This is a genomic window from Sinorhizobium medicae (assembly GCF_007827695.1).
Taxonomy (GTDB): Bacteria; Pseudomonadota; Alphaproteobacteria; order Rhizobiales; family Rhizobiaceae; genus Sinorhizobium; species Sinorhizobium medicae.
On the sequence record NZ_VITA01000038.1, the window covers coordinates 1 to 22,420 of the forward strand.

Here is a 22,420-nt window from a genome sequence, read left to right on the forward strand (position 1 = left end):
CAAGCAATGGCGGCGCATCGCCACCCGCTACGACAAACTCGCCGCCCACTTCCTCGGCTTTGTCAAACTCGCAAGCATCATGCTCTGGCTTAAATGATTAAATTGTCACTACAGCCTAGAGCCTTTCTCTTCAAACAAGGCTCTAGGTCGCCGCCCGACCGATCGCCGGACAAGCCCCGGAACAAGGCATTTCGCTCGGCGTTGCTGATGCACGCAGCAGAATAGAGCCTTCGGAATTCGCGCTTTTCCGCCCTACTAGAGCATCGATCCATGGGTACAAACGAAGTCGAACTTGTCGAAAGGCTGGATGCAGCCGAGCCGGGCAGGGGGCGCGCTGCCTCAGCGCCCGGGGAGATACCCGTCAAAGGGATGCGGGATGTCTTCTGGCGCGTAGTTTCCGAGATCGCCGAAGAAAGGGTCGTTCTGATTGCGGCGGGGGTAAGCTTCTATCTTTTGCTGTCGCTCTTCCCCGCACTGGGCGCGCTCGTCTCCATATACGGGCTTGTCGCGGACCCTTCCGAGATCGGCACGCATATGGGTATTCTGCAGGCTCTTCTGCCGCAGGACTCCTATGGCTTGATCATGGATCAGCTTAAGACCCTGACGACGCAGAAGCCATCCACTCTCGGAATGGGCTTCTTCATAAGCCTGTCGATCTCTCTTTGGTTGGCGGCCAACGGCATCGCCGCGCTCTTCGATGCGATGAATGTCGCCTATGGTGAAAGGGAAAAGAGAGGCTTTCTGTTTCGAACCGTCCTGTGCATCGCGTTCACCTTCGCCGCTTTGCTGTTCGCCGTGGCGCTGATCGTGGCGATCGGCGTCGTGCCGGCTGTGCTGGCTCATTTGTGGGTCGACCGTTGGGTCGAATTGGTGACCAGGGTGGCGCGCTGGCCTGCGCTGCTCCTGCTCGTGACGTTTGGCACCGTGCTCATTTATCGTTTCGGGCCAAGCAGGGAGCGGGCCAAGTTGCGGTGGCTGAACTGGGGCGCTGTTTTCAGCACGTTATTCTGGTTTGCAGCCTCGTGGCTCTTTTCCTACTATCTGGAACACTTCGCGAATTATAACGCCACCTACGGCGCTCTCGGAGCGCTTGCCGGCCTCATGACATGGGTCTGGATCTCGGTAATGATCCTCATCATAGGCGCGCTCATCAATGCCGAGCTCGAACATCAGACGGCGGTGGATTCGACGACGGGAGAACCGCTTCCTCTGGGCGAGCGCGGTGCTCATGTGGCGGATACGATCGGCAAGGCCGCAAACTGACCGGTTCCATATGCGTGCGCACCCCCTGCACAGGCACGGAGAAGGAACAACCGCCGCTGTTCGTGCATTCACAATAAGGGCTTGCGGTGCTGGAGGATTATGCCATGGCAGATCGCGAACTTCCCGGTCTGGCGGCCAGCGCAAAGGTCGGCGGCCATCCCATCCATCCGATGCTCGTTCCGTTTCCGATCGCGCTCCTGGTCGCCACTTTCGTCTCCGATCTCGTCTATCTCACGAACGGGAATGTGTTTTGGGCAGACGTATCGATGTGGTCGCTGGGCGCAGCCATCGTCACAGCCGCTTTAGCCGCTCTCGCCGGGCTGACGGATTTCATGGGAAACGCCCGTATCCGGGCCATCAATGACTCCTGGAAGCACATGATAGGAAATATCGTGGTCGTGCTGCTTTCAATTGCCAGCTTCTGGCTGCGGTATGATGGCGGCCCCGTTCAGGCAGTCTGGCCCGGGGGATTCCTGCTGTCTCTCCTTACAGTTCTCCTGCTTCTCTACACCGGCTGGAAAGGCGGAGAACTCGTCTATCATCATCGCATCGGCATGCATCCGGAAGCCGAAGACGGCACCACGCCGCCACCGACCGTGAAGCATATGACGAGACATATCTGAAGTTCGTCGCGTTCAAGTGCCGGCTTTCGCGGAACAATCGCCCGGCTAAGCGGTTCTACAAAGCTCAAAGGAGAGGTGAGCTTTGATTCAACCGCCAGTTCGGGACGACGGATTGCAAATCGAGGAACATCGCACTTTCCAGGAGTTTTTCTGGAGGGCGGAGCGCGTCTCGTGGGTGATCTTCGGCCTGACGCTCATCGCCGCGTTACTGGGTATTACCGGTTCCGGCGGCATGTTGGAGAGGCAGATCATTACCGTCGCCGACGGGTCCGTTGACGTTCCGCGATTCAGCCGCTGGGAGGCCTCGGATGTGCTGCAGGCCACACTTGCCGGGGGCGGGTCTGAGCGCCGCCTGACACTTTCGCCCGAATTCTTCAGGACCTTTCAGGTGGAGGACATCGATCCACCGCCGATCGCCGCGCAAGGGGGGGCTGACGGTCTGGCTTATCGCTTCCGCGCCGCCTCCGCGCAGCCCCTCGTCCTGACGCTGCATCTGCGAGCCCAGTATCCCGGCATTGTGTCCTTTCGAGCAAGCGTCAACGACGGACCTGCGCAAGCGCTGCGGACGATCGTCTGGCCATAGGAGGTATGCGCATGGAATCCGTCGCTCGCGGTATCACGATCTATTTCATACTCCTTGTCGCGCTCCGGCTCTCCGGCCGGCGCACGGTCGCGCAGATGACCACTTTCGATTTCGTTCTGCTGCTCATCATCGCGGAGACGACCCAGCAGGCATTGCTGGGTGACGATTTCTCAATCGTCAATGCAGCGCTGCTCATCCTGACGCTGTTCGGTGTCGATATCGTTCTCTCCTACCTCAAGCAGTGGTCGCCGAAGATCGCCTTGGTGCTTGATGGCACCCCTACCGTGCTCATCGCCAACGGCAACGTCGACGACCGCGCGCTGAAGAGAGCGCGGATCAATATCGACGACATTCTCGTTGCCGCCAGAGAACAGCAGGGTCTCGCACGCCTCGACCAGATCAAATTCGCCGTTCTCGAAGCGGATGGGGGAATAAGCATCATTCCCAGGTGACCGAGCCTCTGCTGGCTCTGCGGAGCGTCAGAGCCTCCAGACGGAACAAGCTACCGCTTGGCGTGTTCGATTGCATCCATGGCCGTCCGCCTCGGGAAACCTGATGCAGCGGCGTGAGAAATCTCGGCCTTTGAGGACAATCAGATGAGTTCCGGTGAGACGAGCGGATCAGGAGACCAGGCCCGAAACGAAACAAATAGGGGACGAGCGGCCGACAGCCCGGGGGAAATCCCGGCACGTGGGTTGCGCGACGTCTTTTGGCGCGTGGTTGCCCAAGTCAGCGAGGACAGGATTTCCCTTGTAGCGGCAGGCGTCACCTTTTATGTCCTCCTCTCCGTATTTCCGGCGCTGGCCTCTCTCGTTTCCATTTATGGCCTCGTTTCGGATCCCGGGACCATCGCTGAGCAGGCGAGCTACCTCGCAGCCATACTCCCAGCACAGTCGCTTCAGTTGATGACGGATCAATTGAAAGCGCTGGCATCGCAAAATACGTCGAGTTTGAGCCTCGGCTTCATTGGGGGATTGCTCTTCGCGCTCTGGAGCGCGCGCAATGGAGTATCGGCCCTCTTCGAAGCGATGAATATTGCCTATGACGAAACGGAAAAGCGGGGCTTCATCCGCCTGGCGCTTCTGAGCATCGGCTTTACGCTGGCCGGTTTGATCCTGACGGCTGTGCTGATCGGGGCCATTGCCGTTCTGCCGGCAATGCTCTCCTTTCTCGACCTTAAGCTGCAGGGCATCATCAGCTTTGCGCGCTGGCCGGTCATGCTGTTGCTGATCGCGGCAGTCATTACGCTGATCTATCGCTACGGTCCGAGCCGCGAACCGGCCAAACTCCGATGGCTTACCTGGGGTGCGGCACTGAGTACGGTCTGCTGGCTCGTCGCATCCCTGGCATTTTCATACTACATCGACAATTTTGCCAACTACAATGCGACCTACGGCGCCCTCGGCGCACTGATCGGCTTCATGCTTTGGATCTGGATATCCACCATGATCGTCATTGTCGGCGCTGAACTCAATGCCGAACTGGAGCATCAGACCGCGCGTGACTCGACGACAGGGCCGCCCAAAGCAGTTGGCAAGCGGAATGCCTACGTCGCCGATACGGTCGGCGATACCAAGGATTAGCTCGCTCTTAGGGCTGCCGCGGTGATGCTCCTTCGTCCGCAGCCCTCGGCAGGACGGCCGGCGCGACCTCGGTCTGCGGGGGCTCCGGAGGCATGGCGGAGGCTGCGGGAGGGGCGGACCCGCCGCTCGGGGCTCCCTCAGGACCCGTTGGCGGATCGGCTTCGCTCGTAACCGCGGTACCGATCTGTCCGTCCGTGCCCACCGGGTTCGGCGTCACCCTGCCATCTGCACCGGCAACGCGCCAGACAGTATTGCCTGCGTCATCGGCGATGAGGAGGGCTCCGGTCCCATCGATGGCCACGCCAACCGGCCGGCCTCGAGCCTGGTCGCCCTCAAGGAAGCCGGTCACGACATCCTGCGCCTTTCCCGCGGGCCGGCCGTTCTCGAACGGCACATAGACGACCTTGTAGCCGTTGAAGGTGTTGCGGTTCCAACTTCCGTGCTCGCCTATGAAGGCGCCGTTCGCGAAGGGCTCCGGCAAGGCAGAGCCGTTGGAAAAGATCAGGCCGAGCGCCGCAACGTGGCTGGAAAGGGCGTAGTCCGGCGCGACCGCCTTTTCGACCAGGTCCGGCCGCGGCGGATAGACCCGCTCGTCCACATGTGCGCCGTAATAACTCCATGGCCAGCCATAGAAGGCGCCTTCCTGCACGGACGTCATGAAATCCGGCACGAGATTCGGCCCAAGCTCGTCGCGCTCGTTGACGACCGTCCAGAGCACGCCGGTTTCGGGATGGAAGGCCAACCCGTTCGGATTGCGCAAACCCGACGCGAAGACCCGCGCGGCGCCCGTTTGGCGGTCAATCTGCCAGATGGCGGCGCGGCCCTTTTCGGCCTCGAGCCCGCGCTCGGCCACATTCGAATTCGAACCGACCGAGGCATAAAGGTAGCGTCCGTCCGGGCTGAGAGCCAGGTCCTTGGTCCAGTGGTGATTAATCGGTCCGCCGGGAAGCGGCGTGAGGACTTGCGGCTCCGCCGTGATCTCGGCCTGCCCAAGCTGATAGGGATAAGCAAGTACCGCGTCGGCGGCGGCCACATAAAGCGTTCCATCGCGCCAGGCGACTCCGAAGGGAGAATGAAGACCTGTCAGCAGGTCGTGGCGTTCGTCAACCGTTCCGTCGTGATTGGTGTCGCGGAGCAGCGTAATAAGGTTGCTTTCCTTTTCGGCTCCGCCACCATCACCATGAGCCATGGACATGATCCAGCCTCGGATCATGTCTTTCGGCCGCTCGATCGGTTTGCCCGAAGGCTCGCGCGATTGGACGACAAGAACGTCGCCATTCGGGAGCGTGTGGACGGTTCTGGGATTGACGAGGTCCTTCGCATAGGCAGTGATAACGAGACTGTCCGGGACGCTAGGCGTCTGGCCGTCCTTCCAGCCGACGACTTCGGCGACTTTCATGTCCGGCATGAGCTCCGATGTGGGCTCTGGGAGGACTGGCTCAGGGCCGATCTGCTGCGAAACGTCAAAGTCCGTAGCGTCGCAACCGGCGAGCGAGGCGAGGAGAATTCCGGTCCCGACGATGGCCTTTGCACCGGAGGCAGAGCTATTCATGATCGCTCACTCCGAGTTTGCGTGCGATGGAGCACGGCCCGGCCAAGCAGGGCGACAAGGATCGTCAGAAGCACTGTCGCTGCGGAAAGGATCAACCCGTAAGGCACGACAGCCGTCCAGCCATCGCCGGCATGGACGAGGTTGTTGACGAAGGCCAGGCCGAGCACGAGCACGTAGCCGACGACATGAAGCCAAACCGACCCCCGTGCGCGGCGGTCCGAGCGAAGCAGAAACTCCACGATCCCGACGAGGCCGGATATCACGCCGAAAGCGATCCCTGCAAAGAGCAGCCATGCGGAAAAGTTCTGCCACATGATGTGCCCCGTCTGCCAGAAGGCGATGTCGGTCAGAAGGGCGAGCGTGAAACAGACGGCTGGAAACGGCACGAGCAACGAATGGACAGGGGTTGTCACGGTCATGGCAGTCGATGCGGAAGTAAGGCTCATCGGTGCCTCCTGTTCGGTCGGTCGATGAAACCTCGGCCCTGCGCATTTGTTCCTTGAGGCTCCGCCAGGTGGTTCGATCGATCGCGCGCAACCGGGGGAGGTGCAAATTGGAACCATGAAGCGTCGAAACAGTTTCATTGTTCGCGGCCTGACTGGCCCGTTTGGAAAGGCTAGGGGAAATGACGGGACCGCTGGCGGTGCATATGGCCGTGCACATCCTGCTGATGAACATAGTGGCACCGCTCACAGGACTCGGACTGTCGCGGGTTCTGCAGAATAGCCGAGCAATTTCCGGGCGCTTGTTGGGACTTGCGACATTGGTGCAGATCGCCGGCCTATGGGCCTGGCACGCACCGCCTTTCCTCTACCGGGCACTGGAATCGTCTTCGGTACATTTGCTGATGAATGGCAGCCTGTTTCTGAGCGCGTTCCTGTTCTGGTGGGCAGTCCTCCATTTCCGTGGCGAGCGCTCCTGGCAGCCGGTTGCCGCACTCCTGGTGACCAGTAAGCTCTATTGCCTGCTCGCCGTACTCTTCGTCTTTGCGCCGCGCACACTTTACCCCGACTTCGCGAGTTCCCATTTGGGGCATGGCGTCGGCGGCCCGAGCACCGGTTTGGCCGATCAACAACTGGCGGGGCTGATCATGTTGGTCGCCTGCCCGGTCACCTATGTCCTGGCCGGAGTCGTGATCGCGGCACGCTGGCTCCTTTCAATGGAGAAAGAAGGGGATGATCCCGGGTCCAGATCAGGTGCAGAAGCGTGGACCTGAGAAACCTGCACTGGACGACCATCGCGAAGGTTGCGGGGCTCGGCACCGGGCTCCTTATCGTCCTCGGCGCCGTGTTCGTCTGGTCCGGCATCTACAACGTCGCCGCATCGAAGGACCATCTGCGGATCACGACCTGGATCCTGACGCTGATCCGTGAACGATCGATCGCCACCCACAGTTTCAAGATCGAGGTGCCGGCGCTCGATGACGAGAGCAAGATCCGGCTCGGGGCGTCTCACTACGAGGGCGGATGCGTGCCGTGCCATAACCGCCCCGGCGAAGAGATAAACTCCATAGTCAAAGGCATGCTGCCACCGCCACCCAACCTGCTGGAAATCGGCAAGCATCGCCCGCCCGAGGAGATCTTCTGGATCGTAAAGCACGGCCTCAAATACACGGGCATGCCGGCATGGACGAATGTGTTACGCGACGATGAGGTTTGGGCCCTTACCGCGTTTCTCGCGAGCCTGCCGGCCACGGCTGGCGATTACGGCGAGCTCGCAGGTCTTTCGCGCGGTCAGGGCAATGCGCGTGAGGAACCGGCGAACGGGCGTGCCCTCAACGTCTGCGTGCGCTGCCATGAACGCGATGGCATGAGCACCAACGGCAACCGTGTGCCGCGGCTCGCGGGCATGCCGGAGGCTTATCTTCTTCGCAGTCTCCAGGAATATGCACAAGGGACACGCGCAAGCGGTGTCATGGAACCGGTCGCCGACCTGCTCTCCGAGGAGGCAATGCGGGAGCTGGCGGCGCATTATCAGGCGCTTCCGCCTGTCGCCGGAACGGCCGAACCTGATCCGGAGCAGCTCCGGCGGGGCGAGGCCATCGCCAGGCGCGGCATAGTGGGCCAAGGCGTGCCGGCCTGTCTAAGCTGCCATTCCGGGCGTCAGTCGCAGCAGTTCCCGGTGCTCGCCGGACAGAATGCCGCCTATATCGAGGAGCAGATACGGCTCTGGCGTCGCGGTGGGCGGATCGGAACCCCCTATGGAAGGATTATGGCGGCAGTCGCCGGGGCTCTCGACGAAGGACAGATCGAGGATGTCGCCGCCTACCTTGCCTCACTTCCCCCGGGACGCGCGCCGGACGCGCCGCTGGCGGAGGCTGGCCGATGAGCCTCAGACGGTTCATCGTGCCGGTGAGTGCCTTCGTACTGCAGGGTTGTGCCGGCCTGCAGTCCGCTCTCGACCCCTCCGGGGCGGAAGCCGAGCGCATCGGCACCCTGACCTGGCTGTTGATCATCTTCTCTACCGCCATTCTTGTCGCGGTCTGCGTGATCACGGCGGTCGCGCTTTTCGGCGGCGAGCGGTGGCGTGCCCGCATCTCGGGCGAAAGGACGGTCATCGGGGGTGGCCTCGCTTTTCCGATCCTCGCTCTCAGCATTCTGCTGGGCTACGGCTTCTATCTCATGGCTCCCGGATCCACCTCGGCTCGTGTGGAGGGCGGCTTGCGCATCGAGGTGGTGGGCGAGCGCTGGTGGTGGCGGGTGACCTATGTCGACGAGAGCGGCCGGCGCACGGAAAGTGCGAACGAGATCCGGCTCCCCGTCGGGCGTCCGGTGGAGCTGGAACTGACATCGGCGGACGTGATCCACAGCCTCTGGGTGCCGCGCCTGGCCGGCAAGCTCGACATGATACCCGGCCGTACCAACGTCCTGACACTGGAAGCCACGGAGCCCGGCATAAGTCGCGGACAGTGTGCAGAATATTGCGGCGGGCCGCATGCGTTCATGTCCTTTTATGTGATCGCCATGCCGGAGGATCAGTTTTCCTCCTGGCTTTCAGGCGAGGCGGAGGACGCCTTGGCGGCGAGCCGGGATCAGGCGGCGGGGCAGGCGCTTTTCCTCTCGTCGGGCTGTGTCGCATGCCACCGGGTTCGTGGGACGGACGCCCAGGGCACGATCGGCCCCGACCTGACGCATGTCGGCAGCCGGCATTCGCTTGCCGCCGCCACCCTTGAGAACGACGTTGCCGCCTTCGTCCGCTGGATCCGCGACGGCCAGCACGTCAAGCCGGAAAATCTGATGCCGCCATTTGAAATTTTCACCGAAGACGAATTGCGGCAGCTCGCCGCCTATCTCGACCAGTTGAGGTAACGACCCATGCTCGACTTCACCGGCCTTGGACTCTGGTTGAATCTGGCGATCTTCGCCGGTGCGGCCGTGGCGGTCTGGATGGCCGGCGTCAGGATAACCGGCTATGCCAATGCGATCAGCGAGAAAACGGGCGTCGGGCAGGCGTTCATCGGCGTCGTTCTTCTGGGCGGTGTGACTTCACTCCCAGAGGTGACTGTAGGCGTAACCTCGTCGCTCAGCGGCGATGCCAGCCTCGCGGTCAACAGCATACTTGGCGGCATCGCCATGCAGGTGGCGATCCTTGCCTTCGCGGATATGCTGATCGGGCGTAAGGCACTGACCTCGGTCATTCCCGACCCGGTCGTAATGCTCCAGGGCGGTTTTAAGATCCTCCTCCTTTCGATCGTCGCGGCCTCGATCGTGGTGGGTGACGTGCCGGTGCTATTCTCTGGCGTTTGGATGTGGCTGCTTGCCGCCGTAACCGTCTTCGGGCTGTGGGTCCTGTCGCGGACGCAGCGAGACAGACCCTGGATCGCGAATGACGAAGAGGTCACGCCCGAAAAAGAGGAGGATAGGGCGCGCAAGGCGGCCGAGAGCAGCAAAAAGAAATCGCTGCGCGACATCGGCTGGGCGACGGCCGCCTGTGGTGCGGTCATCATCGTCGCAGGCTATCTGCTCTCCCGCTCGGGAGACGCCATCGCCGACGCGACGGGGCTCGGCCAGAGCTTCATCGGTGCGGTGCTCGTGGCCATCGCAACGTCGCTGCCGGAAGTCAGCACCGTGTTCAGCGCCACGCGCGCCGGTCTCTACACGATGGCGATGTCGGACATTTTCGGCACGAATCTCATCGACATTTTCCTTCTCTTCATCGTCGATCTCACGGGTGGCGCCGACGCGGTTATGAATGGTGCCGGGCGATTCGAGGCCTTTGCCGCCCTGATTGCGATCACAGTCACGGCGATTTTCTTCATTGGCCTGGTCGAACGGCGGGACCGGACGATTCTCAAGATGGGTTACGACTCATTTGCGGTTCTGTGCGTTTACCTGTCGGGGCTCGTCGTCCTCTATTTCCTGCGCGACGTCAGCGGCGGAGGCGGATGATGGAACTCCCCAATCCCGATCCCCGCCCCGAAGGAGAGGTCCGCGAACTGGAGCGCATCTGGGCGACGCCACGCGGTTGGCGGTTGGTTACGGCCGTCAACAATACGGTGATCGGTCTCCTCTATATCGGCGTAGCGTTTCTCTTCTTCCTGATGGCCGGCCTGCTGGCCGTCGTCATGCGCACGCAGCTCGCCGTCGGCGACAATCGCCTCATCGACCAGGACCTCTACAATCAGATGTTTACGGTCCACGGCACGACGATGATGTTCCTGTTCGCCGTGCCGGCGGTCGAGGCGCTCGGGGTCATGCTGCTGCCGCAGATGCTTGCGGCCCGCGATCTGCCCTTTCCGCGCCTCAGCGCCTTCGCGATCTGGGCCTATGTGGTCGGCGGATTGGTCTTCTTCTCAACCATCTTCTACGACCTTGCGCCGAAAGGCGGCTGGTTCATGTATCCGCCGCTGACGCTTATGGAATATTCCCCCGGCGACAACGCGGATTTCTGGCTGCTCGGTATCGGCTTTATCGAGATTTCCGCCATCGCCGGAGCGGTCGAGATCGTCGTCGGCGCCTTGCGGACGCGGCCCCCGGGCATGTCGCTCGCCCGGATGCCTATCTTCGCCTGGACGATGCTGATCTTCGCCAGCATGATCATGTTCGCCTTCCCGGCGGTGATCCTGGCGACGATGATGCTGGAGATCGAGCGGGCGTTCGGATGGCCGTTCTTCACGGCCGCAGTCGGGGGGGATCCGTTGCTCTGGCAGCATCTCTTCTGGTTCTTCGGGCACCCGGAAGTCTACATCATCTTCCTTCCAGCCGCGGGCCTCGTCTCGATGATGGTGCCGACCATGGCCCGCACCCCCCTCGTCGGCTATCACCTCATCGTCGTCGCCCTGATCGGCACCGGCTTTTTCAGCTTCGGTCTTTGGGTGCATCACATGTTCACAACCGGCATTCCGGCGCTGAGCCTCGCCTTCTTTTCTGCCGCAAGCATGGCGGTCGCCGTTCCATCGGGAATCCAGGTCTTTTCCTGGATCGCGACCATTGCGGCGGGACGGCAGCGCTTCCGGATCACGACCGCATCGCTGTTCATCCTGGGCTTCCTGTTCATCTTCACCCTTGGCGGGCTTACCGGCGTCATGGTGGCCATGGTCCCCTTCGATCATCAGGTCCACGATACATATTTCGTCGTCGCGCATTTCCACTACGTGCTGATTGGCGGGTTTGTTTTCCCGCTCTTTGCGGCGATCTACTACTGGATGCCTCTGTTCAGCCGTAGGATGCTTTCTGAGCGCGTGGGCCGATGGGTCTTCTGGATGATGTTCGTCGGCTTCAACGTCACCTTTCTGCCGATGCATCTGACCGGTCTCAGAGGCATGCCGCGGCGCGTCTGGACCTATCCGGGCGAGATGGGCTGGGATACGCTGAACCTCATATCCACCGCCGGAACCTATGTGCTCGCCGCCGGCATTCTCGTCTTTCTGGTCGACCTTGCCGCGAAGTTTCGCATCGGGAATAGAGCGGTCGAAAACCCCTGGGGGGCGGGTACGCTCGAATGGTTGCCGAACGATGTCTATTCGACGCGAAGCATTCCTCACATAACCAGCCGTGAACCCCTCTGGGATAGGCCGAGCCTCCCCCAGGAAGTACGCGACGGTCACCATTATCTTCCGAACGCTCCAACCGGCTGGCGAGAGACCATCGTGACGTCGCCGATCCATGCCCGCCCGCAATATGTCATCCAGATGCCCGGTCCCGGCTGGCCGCCTTTTCTCGCGGCCGTCTTTACGGCCGCGTTTTTCCTGCTGCTGACCGTCAAGATGGTCGCGATTGCAGTCATCTGCGGGGTGCTTGCCATCGTCTTCGTCCTCGCATGGGCCTGGGGACTGGACCCCGGCCCTTCGAAAGGAATGATCGAAATAGCGAAAGGCGTCCGGCTGCCCACCTATATGAGCGGCCCGACGTCGCATTCCTGGTGGGCCATGGTGGTCCTGATGTTCGTGGCCGGGTCCCTCTATCTCGCTTACGTCTTTTCCTACCTGTTCCTGTGGGTCGTGTCGCCGGAGGTCTGGGCGCCAGCCGGATCTCCGGCGCCGCCGCCGATCGGCTGGCCCGTCGCTTCGGCGGCGCTGCTTCTCGCAGGCTCCGGCATCTTGTGGCTCGTGAGCCGAAAACTCCAGCAGTATGCGGCGTCGCGCCTGGCCATTTCGGCGGCGCTGCTTCTCTCCCTCGTCTGCCTGTCGGCTGCGTTCATGCTGGAAACCGGCGGTCACCTGACGACCGGCCTCGACCCTGGTGAGAACGCCTATGGAGCCATGGTGTATCTTGGGGCCGTGCTGTTCGCGCAGCTTGTCTTGGCCCTGTTGATCATGGGCTTGTTCACCTTGGCACGGCATCTCGCCGGCAAACTGGACGCCGTGCGCCGCGTGACCTACGACAATTACGCGCTGCTGTACCACTATACCGTCGCCCAGTCCTTGCTGGGCCTTGGGCTTATTCACGGTTTCCCGCGATTGATCGGATAGGCGCCATGAACGAACCGATCCACGAACCACCCGTCGCCGGCGCGATTCTCTTTCTGCTGGCCGGGCCGATCCTTTGGGGTGGACATCTGCTTGCCGTCTACACCTTCCACGCCGTGACGTGCGCCGTCGCGGGACCGTGGGCGACGGCCGTCGTTCCGGGAGCCATCGTTGCGGCCACACTCGCCGCGGCCGGAGCCCTGTTGCTGGGATTCTCGTTTCCGGGAAAGCTCGCACGGGCGCTTCGCTGTTTCGATCAGGACGACAGCCAACCCTTCCTGATCCGCGCGGGACGTCTTCTGACCGTCCTATCCCTTGCGGGTGTCCTGTGGACCGGCTCGGGGGCACTCGCGCTTGCGCCATGCGTGCAGTTCAGGTGAAGTCTAAGCCGAACCGCGCAACATGATCTCGGCGCTCAGCAAAATGCGCTCGTCGTCCCGAAAGGCTTCCCCGTTATGCGAAGTCTCGCCCAGCTTGAACAGGAGCAATTCGATCGCCAGCCTGCCGATCTCGTTGTAGTTCTGCGCGACTGTCGTCAGGGGCGGACAAGTGTAGCGGGACAAGGGATGGTCGTCATGGCCCGCGACCCTCAGATCGCTGTCGGCATCACGTCCGACCTTGAGGCCGGATTGAAACGCGGCGGCAATGACGCCGAAGGCCACTCGGTCGTTGGCACAAAGAACGGTTTGCGTCGGAAATCCGCCTTGCGACAGGATGCGCAGCGTCTCGTCGAAACCGAATTTCTCGAAGTCCCAGGAGGCATTTGCAGCGGTTTCGACCACCGCCGGTTTCATCTTCAGTTGCCGCATGGCTTCGACATAGGCCTCTTGCCGCGCCAAGGCGTTGTTGTTCACCGGGGGCATGCCGAAATAGCAGGGCGGGCCGCCAGAACGGCAGAGGTAGTCGACCATCAGCCTGAAACTCTGCCGGTTGTCGGTTCCGACGAAAGGTGAACTGTCGTCGAGCGGCGAGTCGACATAAATGAGCGGGATACTTTGCCCGAGCGCGCTCAGCGTCTGGTGATGCGACTGTACGCCGAGTGGTGCGATGATCGCCCCGGCAACATTCATCGACTTGAAGGTTTCGATTGCCCGTTCTTCCAGTTCGGGCCTGCCGTCGGAGGAGAGGACGAAGGCCAGGAAACCCGACTGATCCGCAATGTGCTCGATGCGGCGCGTCAGCGCCATGTAAAACGGGTCCGTCGAGTTGGGCACGATGATCCCGAGAATATTGGTGCGGCGGCGATTTAGGTTGACGGCGAAGATATTGGGCCGAAAGCCCGATTGCTTGATCGCCGCCTCGATCGCGTCGCGCGTCTTCTTCCGAACCGACGAGGGATCGTTGAAGTATTTGGAGACGGTAGGGCGCGACAGGCCGACGAACTCCGAAAAATCCTCCATCGTCTTGATCTGTCTCGTCACGTTCGAAGCGCCCCCGCTTATCTGTTTTCGTGTTCCGGAATATTCACGGAATACGCCGCCTCCGCTAGAGCCGGATGAGGAAAAGTGCGTGCGGTTTTCGTTCGCTTCCCGCGTCTCAACTCTTTGGAATCGATCACCTTCATGATTTTAGTCGATCCCAAAAGCATTGATATCTAGAGCCGGCACGCCGCGAAATAGTCCTGCAGAACAGCGTCTATTGCCGCAAGTGCCAGTGGTTTGGCCTGCGGCGCCACTTCGCCGTCGCGCACGCGGGCGTAACTGCCGGCGAGAAACTGGCTGATCAGCGTTTCCGGGATCGTCACGCCATCGAGCAACACCATGAGTTCGTCCACCGCTGCAGCCATTTTCGGATGCGGCCAGTAATAGCGGATGCGGTCGCTATAGGAGAAATGGCGCTGGATGCGCTGCTCATCCGCCGAACCGTGGTAATATTTGCCCCAGTAGACCGGTTCCTCGCGCATCACGGCTTCGGTGACCTCGGCAAGCGACCGCTCGCGCTTGCCGGGAAAGAGGAAAGCGGCAATCTGATCCAGGCCGTATAGCGCCTCGCGAAGTGCAAAGGTGAGGCCGGGGCCGACCTTCAGGATCGCGAACCCGTCGGCAACCAGCTCGCGAAGCGCCTCCCGCGTCTGGTAATCGGTGGAATGAGCTTCGAAGACCATCCCTTCGAGCCGGCGCAGGCTGGCGCTCAGCTTTGCGGCCTTTGACCGGTCATAGGCAATGACGTTCCCGTTGCCGAATTCGACGCCCGGCTGGACCACGGCGCCGACGACGCGGCTGAAAGCACCGGCCGCGCCTGCTTCCTTGAACGCTTCGCGATGGACCCGCACGGTCTCGATCGCCGCTTCCGGAGCAGTCACTTCGAGAACATCGAGCTCTTCGAGCGCGCCGCCCGGTATCGGGACTTCCGTGCCGATGATGTAGACCGGGAGAATTCCCCCGCGATCGCGAATGGCATTTTCCGCGACTGCTGCCAGCCGCGCGGCCCGGGCCGCTGTCGTTGCATCGGGCAGGGCGATCGGTTCTCCGGCGCATCCCATGCTGGTGTCCAGATGCAGCTTGGTAAAGCCGGCTTTCGCATAAGCCTCGATCATTGTCTCTGCCTTGGCCATAGCCTTTTCGGCGGGCAGGTGCTTCCAGGGATTCGGCCCCAGATGATCGCCGCCGAGCAGGATCCGATCCCGGGGGAAATCCAGCCTGTCGGCGATTGCGCCTACGAAGCGGGTGAAATCCGCCGGCGTCATTCCGGTATAGCCGCCGTCCTGGTTGACCTGGTTGCAGGTCGCCTCGATCAGCACCGGGGTACCCTCCCGGCGTGCGCTCAGCATGGCGGCCTCGATGACGAGCGGATGCGCGGAACAGATCGACGGTATGCCGCGGGCCCCCGGACGCTCGCTCCAACGGGCGATGTCGATCAGGTAATTCTCTTGCATGATCAGGCCTTTTGCTCGGTGAGAAATATTTCGAGTTCTGTCCGCGTCGAAGCGCCTTCCATCGGGCCGAAGTGCATCACCGCGCGGGCACCGGAAGCGGTGGCAAATTCAAGTGCTTCGCGTGGAGACGCGCCGTTCAGCCAGAAGGTGACGAAGGTCGCACCGAAGCAATCGCCGGCCCCGGTCGGATCGATTTCCTCGACCGAAAAGCTTGGTAGGGTGAGCGATGTACTGGCGTCGAAATAGCTCGCACCTTCTGCCCCACGTTTGACGACGACCGCCTTGACGCCTGTGGCGAGCAGCTCCGCAACCGCCTCGCTTTCCGTCCTTGCTTCGGTAAAGAGGAAAAGCTCCTCTCCGCTCGGCAGGAAAACGTCCGTCTTGGCGAGCACCGTGAGAAGCGCCTCGCGCATTCCGGGGCTTTCGAGAATTTCCGGGCGAAGATTGGGATCGAAGGAGACGGTGCCCGCGCCTGCCTTGACGATCCTGATCGCCTCGAGAATGCTATCGACCACGCTCGGCGCGTAGAGCGACGAGCCCATGACGTGAATGTGGCCGCATTCGCTGACGAGTCGGGTCGCGCGGCTATCGAGCGTGATCTTGCCGCAGGCGCTGTCGCGGATATTGAAGACGAAAGCGCGGCTGCCGTCGGGCCGGTAGCGGACGAAGGCGCTGCCGGTCGTGGCGAGCGGATCGACTTCGATTCCGGAAATGTCGACGCCGTCGCCCTTCAGGCGTTCGAGGTTGACCGTGCCGAAATCATCCCCTCCGACGCGCGAGATGATCGCGCATGGCTGGCCGAGCTTTCCGGCCTGGTCGATGAAGATCGCCGGTGCGCCGGAAGGGAAGGGACCGATGAGGGGCGTCGCCTGCCGGAAGCCGTCGCCTCTCTCGGTCGCGACGATCTCGACGAGAATCTCGCCGATGGTCAGTATCTTGTGCATTCCGATGTCACTCATCTCGGGTTTCAGCGCTTTGCCTGCTTGGCGCGTACGTCGAGCCAGACGGCGATAAGGATCACCAGGCCCTTGACGATGAGTTGGTAGAAATAGGGAACGGAGAGCATGTTCATGCCGTTGTTCATCACGCCGATGATGAGTGCGCCGATGAGCGTGCCGACCATGGTTCCGACGCCGCCTGCAAGGCTGGTTCCGCCGAGCACGGCTGCGGCGATGGCATCGAGTTCGTAGCTCATGCCGGCATTGGTCTGCGCCGAGAAGAGGCGGGAGGAAAGCAGAATGCCGCTGATCGCTGCCATCACGCCGGAGATCATGAAGATCAGGATCTTCAGCCGGTCGACCTTGATACCGGAGTAAACCGCCGCCTCGCGGTTGCCGCCCGTCAGATAGGCGCGCCGGCCGAAGCTCGTCTTGCTGAGCGCGATCTGATTGACGACGAAGAGCACGGCGACGACCCAAATGATGATCGGCAGGCCAAGGAAGCTCTCGGTGCCGATTGCCGTCCAGGTTTCGTTCTCGATCATTGCCGGGGCGCCGTTGGTCGGCAGGCTGACCATGCCGCGATAGATGCCCATCGTCGCAACCGTCACGATGAAGGACGGCAAGAGCAACTTGGCCGTTAGTACGCCATTCAGCATGCCCATCAGGGCGCCCGCAAGGAGCGTCAGGGCGATCGCCGGCACAAAGCCCATTCCGAAGGCAAAGCACTGCGCGCCGACCATTCCTGCCACCGCTATGATCGAGCCGACGGAAAGATCGATTTCGCCGAGCAGGATCACCCATGTCATCCCGAAGGCTGCGATCGCAATGACGGCAACCTGCTGCAGGATGTTCATGAAATTGATCAAGGTCATGAAGCGCGGGTTGAAGAAGGAAAAGACGATGCAGAGCATCACCAGGGATAGGAAGATGCCGCCATATTGCTTCAGGGCCCGAACCAGGGCGGCTTTGGTTTCTGTGTTCTGTGTCATGATTGAAAACCTGTCGCGTGAGCCATGATCGTCTCTGGAGTGAGGTCGGGGCCTTCGAGCGTCGCTCCCGGCGCGCCCTCATGCATGACGACAACGCGGTCGCTCATTCCCAGAACTTCGGGCAGATCGGAGGAGATCAACAGAATTGCCGTTCCCTCCGCTGCCAGCTGACGGATTATCTTGTAGATTTCGAACTTGGCTCCGACGTCGACGCCGCGGGTCGGCTCATCGAGGATCAGCACTCTGGGCCGCGTGAGAAGCCATTTGGCAATCACGATCTTCTGCTGATTGCCGCCGCTGAGCGCACCGGATGGCGTGTCGAGCGAGTTCGTCTTGATCGAGAGATTGCCGACCTGTGCGGATGCCGCGGCTCGTTCCGCGCCGTTGCGGATGAAACCGAAACCACCGGTGAAGTCCCCGAGTGCAGCCATGGATATGTTCCACTCGACGCTGTGGCCGAGGACGAGACCTTCTTCCTTTCGGTTCTCTGTCACGAAGCCGACGCGCCGGGCGATGGCTTCGTCCGGCGAGCGGAACCGCACGACCTCGCCGTTGAGACGCACAGCGCCGCTGGCGTTTTTCATGCCGAAGATCGCGTTCATCACTTCCGAGCGGCCCGATCCGACAAGGCCGAAGAAGCCCAGGATCTCGCCAGCGCGTACCTCGAAGGAGACGTCCTGAAACTCGCCTTCGCGTGTCAAGCGCTCGACTGAAAGGACAGGGGCCTTATCCCTTGCGACCGCATGAACCGCCGGCGGGTAGATCTCGTCCATGCGTCGCCCGACCATCAGGGCGATCAGTGCCTCGATGGTCACCTCTTCGCGCGCATGCGTGGAAACATACTCGCCGTCGCGTATGACCGTGATGTCGTCGCTGAGCCGCATGATCTCTTCCATGCGGTGCGAGATGTATATGATCGCAACGCCACGCTCTTTCAGCCGGGCGATGATCGCGAACAGGATCTCCGCCTCGCTGTCACTGAGGGAGGAGGTCGGTTCATCCAGAATGACGACCTCCGCGTCGTGGCTCAGGCCCTTGGCGATCTCGACGAGCTGCCGTTGGGCGATCGAGAGATTGCCGACCTTCTCGGTGACGTCGATCGGGAGTCCAAGGTCGGCCACGATCCGGCGCGCCTGTGCGACGAGCGCCTTGTCGTTGATGAATCCGAAACGACGTGGCTCGCGCGTGGCGAGGATATTCTCCGCCACCGTGAGATTGTTGCAGAGGCTCAATTCCTGGAAGACGATGGCAAGTCCGAGCGAGGCCGCATCCTGCGGGCTCGCGGGGCGGTAAGCCTGCCCGTCGAGGGTGATTTCTCCCGAGGTTGCCGTGTGCACGCCGGCGAGAATCTTCATCAATGTCGATTTGCCGGCACCATTCTCACCGAGCAGTGTGTGCACCCGGCCGCGCCGTACTTCGAGCCGCATCCCCTTGAGGGCAGCGACCTGCCCGAAGGACTTGGTGACGTCGGTGATCTTGAGGATGGTGTCCGTGGCGGAACCATGCATGGCTGTGCCTCCTTAAACCCGACCGGAGCGTATCCGGCCCAACGGCCGGATACGCTTGCGGTGTGCTGCCGCTCGAAGAGGGCAGCCGTCCTGGGAGGGACCTATTTCGCGGTGTAGACGCCGGGTACGATTGGCTGCTCGGCCGGAACCGTCTCGCCGGCCACGACCTTTACTGCGGTGTCGATCGCCTGCTTGCCCATCTGATCCGGGAACTGCTGGATAACGCCGACCATCACCGGGTTCGAGTCGACGGCGTCGCGCGCTTCCTTCATTCCGTCGAAACCGATGACCTTGACCTGCGACTCCAGTCCTGCGGCTTTCACGGCAACGGCCGCGGCAAGAGCCGCATCATCGCCAAAGCCGAAAATGCCTGAAATATCGGGGTTGGCCTGAAGCATGTTCTGTGCGGCGGCGAGGGCTTCGGCGCGGGTGATGCCCGTTTGGACCGCGACGATCTCCATTTCCGGATGCTTGGCGATCGCTTCCTTGAAACCGTTGACGCGATTGACGACCGACTGAACCGTCGGATAGTCGACGATGGCGACTTTGCCCTTGCTTCCAAGAACCTTGGCCATCAGTTCGCCGGCTTTTACGCCGCCGGTGAAATTGTCCGTTCCGATATGCGAAGTCACGGTCGCGCCATTGGCCGGAACATCGACGGTGATCACCTTGATTCCGGCCTTCTCGGCCTTGGCGATCGCTGCGCGTACGCCCTGGCTGTCGACGGGCGAAATGACGATCACATCCACGCCTTTGACGATGAAGTCCTCTACGTCGGCGAGCTGCTTGTTGAGGTCCTGATTGGCGATCGCGACCTCCAGCGCGACGTTCTTCTCCTTGGCTTCGGCTTTCATCGCCTCGGCAAGTTCGATGTAGAACGGGTGCTGCTGGGTCAGGAGCGATGCGCCTATACCGTCTGCGATGGCACCGGATGCCAGGAGCGTGAGCGCGGTGCCGGCGACGATCGTCTTGAGAAATCGGGTCATATTCATGGTTTCCTCCCTTGGAAACGGCGGGCCTTACATTCTCAACCAAGGCAGGCAGGCCCGTCCGTCCCTGACCTCGGTAAGGGAGTAGACACCATAAAACTTTCCACGCGTCAATTTTAAAACGTACGCATAACAATAAAAACCTTCGTCGTGAGGAAATATTGGTTGCGCTGAATGCGAGCTGCCCGCTGGAGTCCTCAGTCCGATTCCTCGGTGTTCCGGTCCTGAGGGTATTGGGGCACCAAGAGGGGAGGAAGCCAGTTCTCGCGCCTGACAACCCAGATCTCGTATTGCGGTTCGAGCCCCGCCGGGGCATTGTCCAGCGAGCCGACACGGATTTCGGTCTCGTCTTTTCCCGGGTTGAAGAGACGCGATCCGCAGACGGGGCAAAAGCCACGGCCGGCGAAGATTTTCACTTCACCAGTGCTTTTGAACGCCGGGCTGGGCCAGACCGCGAAAGTCACGAAAGAGGAGCCGCTTTCCTTACGGCAGTCCGAACAATGGCAAAGCCCTACCCGCAGGGGTTCTCCGCTGACTTCATATCTCAGCGCACCGCACAGGCATCCGCCGGTTCTCGTAACCATTTCCATCTCCTGCCTTCGACTTTGGGCGTGATCATGGAAACAATCCGCCTGACCTCCGCCCGCAACCGGCTCAACTCTTTCCTCCATCGCATGTTTCATAACTTTAACTTGGGTGGCCAGGATTTGTCTGTGGGAGGCCATGCGACCCTTGGGGAGCGGGAGGCACGACCCTATGTAAGAGACGGTGCAACAACCCGAAGGTGAACGCCCATGTCAGAAAAACCGATCAGAATTCCGGGGCCCGACCATCCAATCACCGTAGAACGCAATCCGGCCCGTGTCGTCGTCAAGCTCGGCGACCGCATCGTCGCCGACACGCGCCATGCGCTGACACTGCGTGAGGCGTCCTATCCGCCCGTGCAATATATCCCGCGCCGTGACGTGGACATGTCGCTGCTCGCGCGAACCGATCATGGCACCTATTGCCCCTATAAGGGGGATGCATCCTATTTCAGCGTCACGCCCGGGGGCGAGCGCTCAAAAAACGCCGTCTGGACCTATGAAAATCCCCATGAGGCCGTCCGCGAAATAAAGGACCATCTGGCGTTCTATCCGGACCGGGTGGATTCGATCGAGGAAGTATAGCGCCAGCTTCTTGAAATCGGAGAGGGCGTCGAGTAACGGAGGGCGCGCGGTTCGGGACCGACTAGTCGGCAAAAGACAATCAGACTGCTTCTTGACTATTTCTAGTTGTACAACCGCCATATCTCCGGATGACCAAGAGAGAAGCGGCTGCGTCCGCCTCCCATCACTTGAACTCTTCCTTGGTGTCATCTTCGTAGACGACGCCACGAAGGCACACGGTAACATTTACGTCGTGTCGGTCTAATCTGGCCGCTCGATCAAGTTTGATGCCGGCATAGGACCCGCCGGTAGTATAGGTGGCGCGAATTGCCAGCTTTTCGTCAAAATCTGCAGGGACCTGTCCAACTCGCTGGCCCAGAGCGTCACTGAACATGACGCTTGCGTCGATCATTCGGGCAGACTTTGTCAAGGAACTTGCCCACCCCGCCCACGATATCGAAGTAGAAGTTACGGATGATGACGGTAAACCCCAAACCAAGTCTGTCGTCAAACCTGAGCAAATCAATGAAGGTGTGCGTATCGATGGTCTAGCGGACGGTGCGACGTTGAGAGAACCGGGGAAATACCGTGTGTCAGACGATGGACTAGGGTCTACTTACTGCGGACATTGTAGCGGCGCTGCAGTGCGTAATTTACAAGAACATGTTGCAGGGAGAAGAGATTGCTGCCCTGAAATCGGAGAAGCACGCCCTTGCCGAACGGCTCGCCCATATTGAGGCTGACCTTGGCCTTGCCTAAAATTCATCCGAGCCTGGCATCCTTAATGCAGAGCTGCCGGCGTTTTCGTGGCTGCACTTGGAGGGATTGGTCTCTCGCCCATTCGGCGACAGCAATCGCTGAACTGAGCAGTACGGCTGGCAGCACCAGCGCGGCGAGGAACCTGATCACGCTCTTCCTATGAGATCGCCTGCCACCCCAATCGTAAGACATTGTGCTTGCTTCTTCGTGATCCGAACAATGGGTTCGGCTCAAGCATATGGGCACGTTATGCGATGCTGGTCGAGTGAATTTAGGTGAAGCATGGCTAGGGAAACTCTTCCCGTCGCCTCGAACTCATGTTCGAGCATATAATGCGAAGTGCCGCGCCTTTGGTGCTGCATTTAAACCGACTCGCGCACAGATGGGATTGTCTTTGAATTCGAACGCTCAGACGCTACACCTCTTCTTTCGTCGAGAGAGAAGAGGCCTTCATGCGTCCGAGAACAAAAGTCCCGTGATCCGGGCCGCGATCACGGGTCCAGCCGCAGCCATGTTTACGAGCCGTGACTCGCGGCTTTTTCTACAACTGCTGCTCGGACCTGCTTGGGGCTGGATGTCATAGCGGGTGTAGAGCGACAATCTGGCTGAGATCACGTATTGCCGCACCTAACGATGCTCCCCGATATTACCACGGTGCCTCATTCATTTTGCTCCCGGGTTAGGGCGAAGGAGGCCGGGC

The 22,420-nt window shown here is 61.0% G+C and carries 22 protein-coding genes and 1 pseudogene; 13 read left to right on the forward strand and 10 right to left on the reverse strand.

The annotated features are described in order from the left end of the window. The 6 genes and pseudogenes from FB009_RS31175 to FB009_RS31200 all read left to right on the forward strand — a co-directional run. A pseudogene (locus FB009_RS31175) lies at positions 1-97 on the forward strand (IS5 family transposase); the annotation flags it as partial. A gap of 173 nt (positions 98-270) precedes the next feature. Beyond that, positions 271-1,263: a YihY/virulence factor BrkB family protein gene (locus FB009_RS31180; protein WP_012061681.1), complete on the forward strand. Its 993-nt coding sequence runs from the start codon at positions 271-273 to the stop codon at positions 1,261-1,263. A gap of 104 nt (positions 1,264-1,367) precedes the next feature. Beyond that, on the forward strand, positions 1,368-1,886 hold the full coding sequence (locus tag FB009_RS31185; protein WP_018009936.1) for a DUF2231 domain-containing protein: 519 nt from the start codon (positions 1,368-1,370) through the stop codon (positions 1,884-1,886). 82 nt (positions 1,887-1,968) lie between these two features. After that, a complete protein-coding gene (locus FB009_RS31190; RefSeq protein ID WP_024324816.1) occupies positions 1,969-2,469 on the forward strand; it encodes a hypothetical protein in 501 nt (166 codons plus the stop codon). 11 nt (positions 2,470-2,480) lie between these two features. Further along, complete coding sequence (locus FB009_RS31195) at positions 2,481-2,921, forward strand: DUF421 domain-containing protein (protein ID WP_012061684.1); 441 nt, start codon at positions 2,481-2,483, stop codon at positions 2,919-2,921. A gap of 144 nt (positions 2,922-3,065) precedes the next feature. Further along, positions 3,066-4,052, forward strand: a complete 987-nt coding sequence (locus tag FB009_RS31200; protein WP_024311683.1) for a YihY/virulence factor BrkB family protein — start codon at positions 3,066-3,068, stop codon at positions 4,050-4,052. Positions 4,053-4,059: 7 nt separating this feature from the next. Here the strand turns inward: FB009_RS31200 and FB009_RS31205 are convergent, their stop codons facing one another. After that, entirely contained in the window at positions 4,060-5,604 is a 1,545-nt protein-coding gene (locus tag FB009_RS31205) for a PQQ-dependent sugar dehydrogenase (protein ID WP_018009939.1), read from the reverse strand. Next, the gene (locus tag FB009_RS31210) at positions 5,601-6,050 is read right to left on the reverse strand and encodes a DUF2231 domain-containing protein (RefSeq protein WP_012061687.1); all 450 of its coding nucleotides are present in this window, start codon (positions 6,048-6,050) and stop codon (positions 5,601-5,603) included. Before FB009_RS31210 ends, FB009_RS31205 begins: the two co-directional genes overlap by 4 nt. 179 nt (positions 6,051-6,229) lie before the next feature. On the opposite strand from FB009_RS31210, the gene FB009_RS31215 reads away from it, so the two are divergent. The 6 genes from FB009_RS31215 to FB009_RS31240 are packed head-to-tail and all read left to right on the forward strand — an operon-like array spanning position 6,230 to position 12,891. Next, a complete protein-coding gene (locus FB009_RS31215) occupies positions 6,230-6,820 on the forward strand; it encodes a cytochrome c oxidase assembly protein (protein WP_018009940.1) in 591 nt (196 codons plus the stop codon). Beyond that, positions 6,811-7,932 carry a c-type cytochrome gene (locus tag FB009_RS31220; protein ID WP_018009941.1) on the forward strand — a complete coding sequence of 374 codons (1,122 nt, stop codon included), beginning with the start codon at positions 6,811-6,813 and terminating at the stop codon, positions 7,930-7,932. The genes FB009_RS31215 and FB009_RS31220 overlap by 10 nt, the downstream gene beginning before the upstream one ends. Beyond that, positions 7,929-8,912 (forward strand): cytochrome c oxidase subunit II, encoded by a 984-nt coding sequence (locus FB009_RS31225; protein WP_018009942.1) that lies wholly within the window; start codon positions 7,929-7,931, stop codon positions 8,910-8,912. The genes FB009_RS31220 and FB009_RS31225 overlap by 4 nt, the downstream gene beginning before the upstream one ends. A gap of 6 nt (positions 8,913-8,918) precedes the next feature. After that, positions 8,919-9,992, forward strand: a complete 1,074-nt coding sequence (locus tag FB009_RS31230; RefSeq protein ID WP_024311682.1) for a sodium:calcium antiporter — start codon at positions 8,919-8,921, stop codon at positions 9,990-9,992. Beyond that, on the forward strand, positions 9,992-12,514 hold the full coding sequence (ctaD, locus tag FB009_RS31235; protein ID WP_102045465.1) for a cytochrome c oxidase subunit I: 2,523 nt from the start codon (positions 9,992-9,994) through the stop codon (positions 12,512-12,514). Before FB009_RS31230 ends, ctaD begins: the two co-directional genes overlap by 1 nt. 5 nt (positions 12,515-12,519) lie before the next feature. Continuing rightward, positions 12,520-12,891 carry a hypothetical protein gene (locus tag FB009_RS31240; RefSeq protein ID WP_024311680.1) on the forward strand — a complete coding sequence of 124 codons (372 nt, stop codon included), beginning with the start codon at positions 12,520-12,522 and terminating at the stop codon, positions 12,889-12,891. Positions 12,892-12,894: 3 nt separating this feature from the next. On the opposite strand, the gene FB009_RS31245 is transcribed toward FB009_RS31240, so the two are convergent. The 7 genes from FB009_RS31245 to FB009_RS31275 form a co-directional block, all read right to left on the reverse strand. Further along, a complete protein-coding gene (locus tag FB009_RS31245; protein WP_024311679.1) occupies positions 12,895-13,911 on the reverse strand; it encodes a LacI family DNA-binding transcriptional regulator in 1,017 nt (338 codons plus the stop codon). 194 nt (positions 13,912-14,105) lie between these two features. Next, positions 14,106-15,386 (reverse strand): D-tagatose-bisphosphate aldolase, class II, non-catalytic subunit, encoded by a 1,281-nt coding sequence (locus tag FB009_RS31250; RefSeq protein WP_018010029.1) that lies wholly within the window; start codon positions 15,384-15,386, stop codon positions 14,106-14,108. Positions 15,387-15,388: 2 nt separating this feature from the next. Beyond that, the gene (locus FB009_RS31255; protein WP_012061696.1) at positions 15,389-16,330 is read right to left on the reverse strand and encodes a tagatose kinase; all 942 of its coding nucleotides are present in this window, start codon (positions 16,328-16,330) and stop codon (positions 15,389-15,391) included. Between the two features lie 23 nt (positions 16,331-16,353). Next, complete coding sequence (locus FB009_RS31260; RefSeq protein WP_012061697.1) at positions 16,354-17,316, reverse strand: ABC transporter permease; 963 nt, start codon at positions 17,314-17,316, stop codon at positions 16,354-16,356. Then, complete coding sequence (locus FB009_RS31265; protein WP_024311677.1) at positions 17,313-18,824, reverse strand: sugar ABC transporter ATP-binding protein; 1,512 nt, start codon at positions 18,822-18,824, stop codon at positions 17,313-17,315. The genes FB009_RS31260 and FB009_RS31265 overlap by 4 nt, the downstream gene beginning before the upstream one ends. Positions 18,825-18,925: 101 nt before the next feature. After that, on the reverse strand, positions 18,926-19,816 hold the full coding sequence (locus tag FB009_RS31270; RefSeq protein ID WP_018010032.1) for a substrate-binding domain-containing protein: 891 nt from the start codon (positions 19,814-19,816) through the stop codon (positions 18,926-18,928). A gap of 194 nt (positions 19,817-20,010) precedes the next feature. After that, complete coding sequence (locus FB009_RS31275) at positions 20,011-20,397, reverse strand: GFA family protein (protein WP_018010033.1); 387 nt, start codon at positions 20,395-20,397, stop codon at positions 20,011-20,013. A 210-nt stretch (positions 20,398-20,607) separates the two neighbouring features. Between FB009_RS31275 and FB009_RS31280 the strand changes: the two genes are divergently transcribed. After that, entirely contained in the window at positions 20,608-20,982 is a 375-nt protein-coding gene (locus FB009_RS31280; RefSeq protein WP_024311676.1) for a DUF427 domain-containing protein, read from the forward strand. A gap of 163 nt (positions 20,983-21,145) precedes the next feature. Here the strand turns inward: FB009_RS31280 and FB009_RS31285 are convergent, their stop codons facing one another. Next, entirely contained in the window at positions 21,146-21,373 is a 228-nt protein-coding gene (locus FB009_RS31285; RefSeq protein WP_234711249.1) for a hypothetical protein, read from the reverse strand. Positions 21,374-22,420: the final 1,047 nt, after the last annotated feature.

Bases quoted from the DNA above. Each gene is read 5' to 3' on its own strand.
- FB009_RS31250 (WP_018010029.1), bottom strand. From the start codon at position 15,386: ATGCAAGAGAATTACCTGATCGACATCGCCCGTTGGAGCGAGCGTCCG.
- FB009_RS31225 (WP_018009942.1), top strand. From the start codon at position 7,929: ATGAGCCTCAGACGGTTCATCGTGCCGGTGAGTGCCTTCGTACTGCAG.
- FB009_RS31195 (WP_012061684.1), top strand. From the start codon at position 2,481: ATGGAATCCGTCGCTCGCGGTATCACGATCTATTTCATACTCCTTGTC.
- ctaD (WP_102045465.1), top strand. From the start codon at position 9,992: ATGGAACTCCCCAATCCCGATCCCCGCCCCGAAGGAGAGGTCCGCGAA.
- FB009_RS31240 (WP_024311680.1), top strand. From the start codon at position 12,520: ATGAACGAACCGATCCACGAACCACCCGTCGCCGGCGCGATTCTCTTT.
- FB009_RS31280 (WP_024311676.1), top strand. From the start codon at position 20,608: ATGTCAGAAAAACCGATCAGAATTCCGGGGCCCGACCATCCAATCACC.
- FB009_RS31185 (WP_018009936.1), top strand. From the start codon at position 1,368: ATGGCAGATCGCGAACTTCCCGGTCTGGCGGCCAGCGCAAAGGTCGGC.
- FB009_RS31180 (WP_012061681.1), top strand. From the start codon at position 271: ATGGGTACAAACGAAGTCGAACTTGTCGAAAGGCTGGATGCAGCCGAG.
- FB009_RS31255 (WP_012061696.1), bottom strand. From the start codon at position 16,330: ATGCACAAGATACTGACCATCGGCGAGATTCTCGTCGAGATCGTCGCG.
- FB009_RS31275 (WP_018010033.1), bottom strand. From the start codon at position 20,397: ATGGTTACGAGAACCGGCGGATGCCTGTGCGGTGCGCTGAGATATGAA.
- FB009_RS31200 (WP_024311683.1), top strand. From the start codon at position 3,066: ATGAGTTCCGGTGAGACGAGCGGATCAGGAGACCAGGCCCGAAACGAA.
- FB009_RS31210 (WP_012061687.1), bottom strand. From the start codon at position 6,050: ATGAGCCTTACTTCCGCATCGACTGCCATGACCGTGACAACCCCTGTC.
- FB009_RS31215 (WP_018009940.1), top strand. From the start codon at position 6,230: ATGACGGGACCGCTGGCGGTGCATATGGCCGTGCACATCCTGCTGATG.
- FB009_RS31245 (WP_024311679.1), bottom strand. From the start codon at position 13,911: ATGGAGGATTTTTCGGAGTTCGTCGGCCTGTCGCGCCCTACCGTCTCC.
- FB009_RS31230 (WP_024311682.1), top strand. From the start codon at position 8,919: ATGCTCGACTTCACCGGCCTTGGACTCTGGTTGAATCTGGCGATCTTC.
- FB009_RS31265 (WP_024311677.1), bottom strand. From the start codon at position 18,824: ATGCATGGTTCCGCCACGGACACCATCCTCAAGATCACCGACGTCACC.
- FB009_RS31270 (WP_018010032.1), bottom strand. From the start codon at position 19,816: ATGAATATGACCCGATTTCTCAAGACGATCGTCGCCGGCACCGCGCTC.
- FB009_RS31260 (WP_012061697.1), bottom strand. From the start codon at position 17,316: ATGACACAGAACACAGAAACCAAAGCCGCCCTGGTTCGGGCCCTGAAG.
- FB009_RS31205 (WP_018009939.1), bottom strand. From the start codon at position 5,604: ATGAATAGCTCTGCCTCCGGTGCAAAGGCCATCGTCGGGACCGGAATT.
- FB009_RS31285 (WP_234711249.1), bottom strand. From the start codon at position 21,373: ATGATCGACGCAAGCGTCATGTTCAGTGACGCTCTGGGCCAGCGAGTT.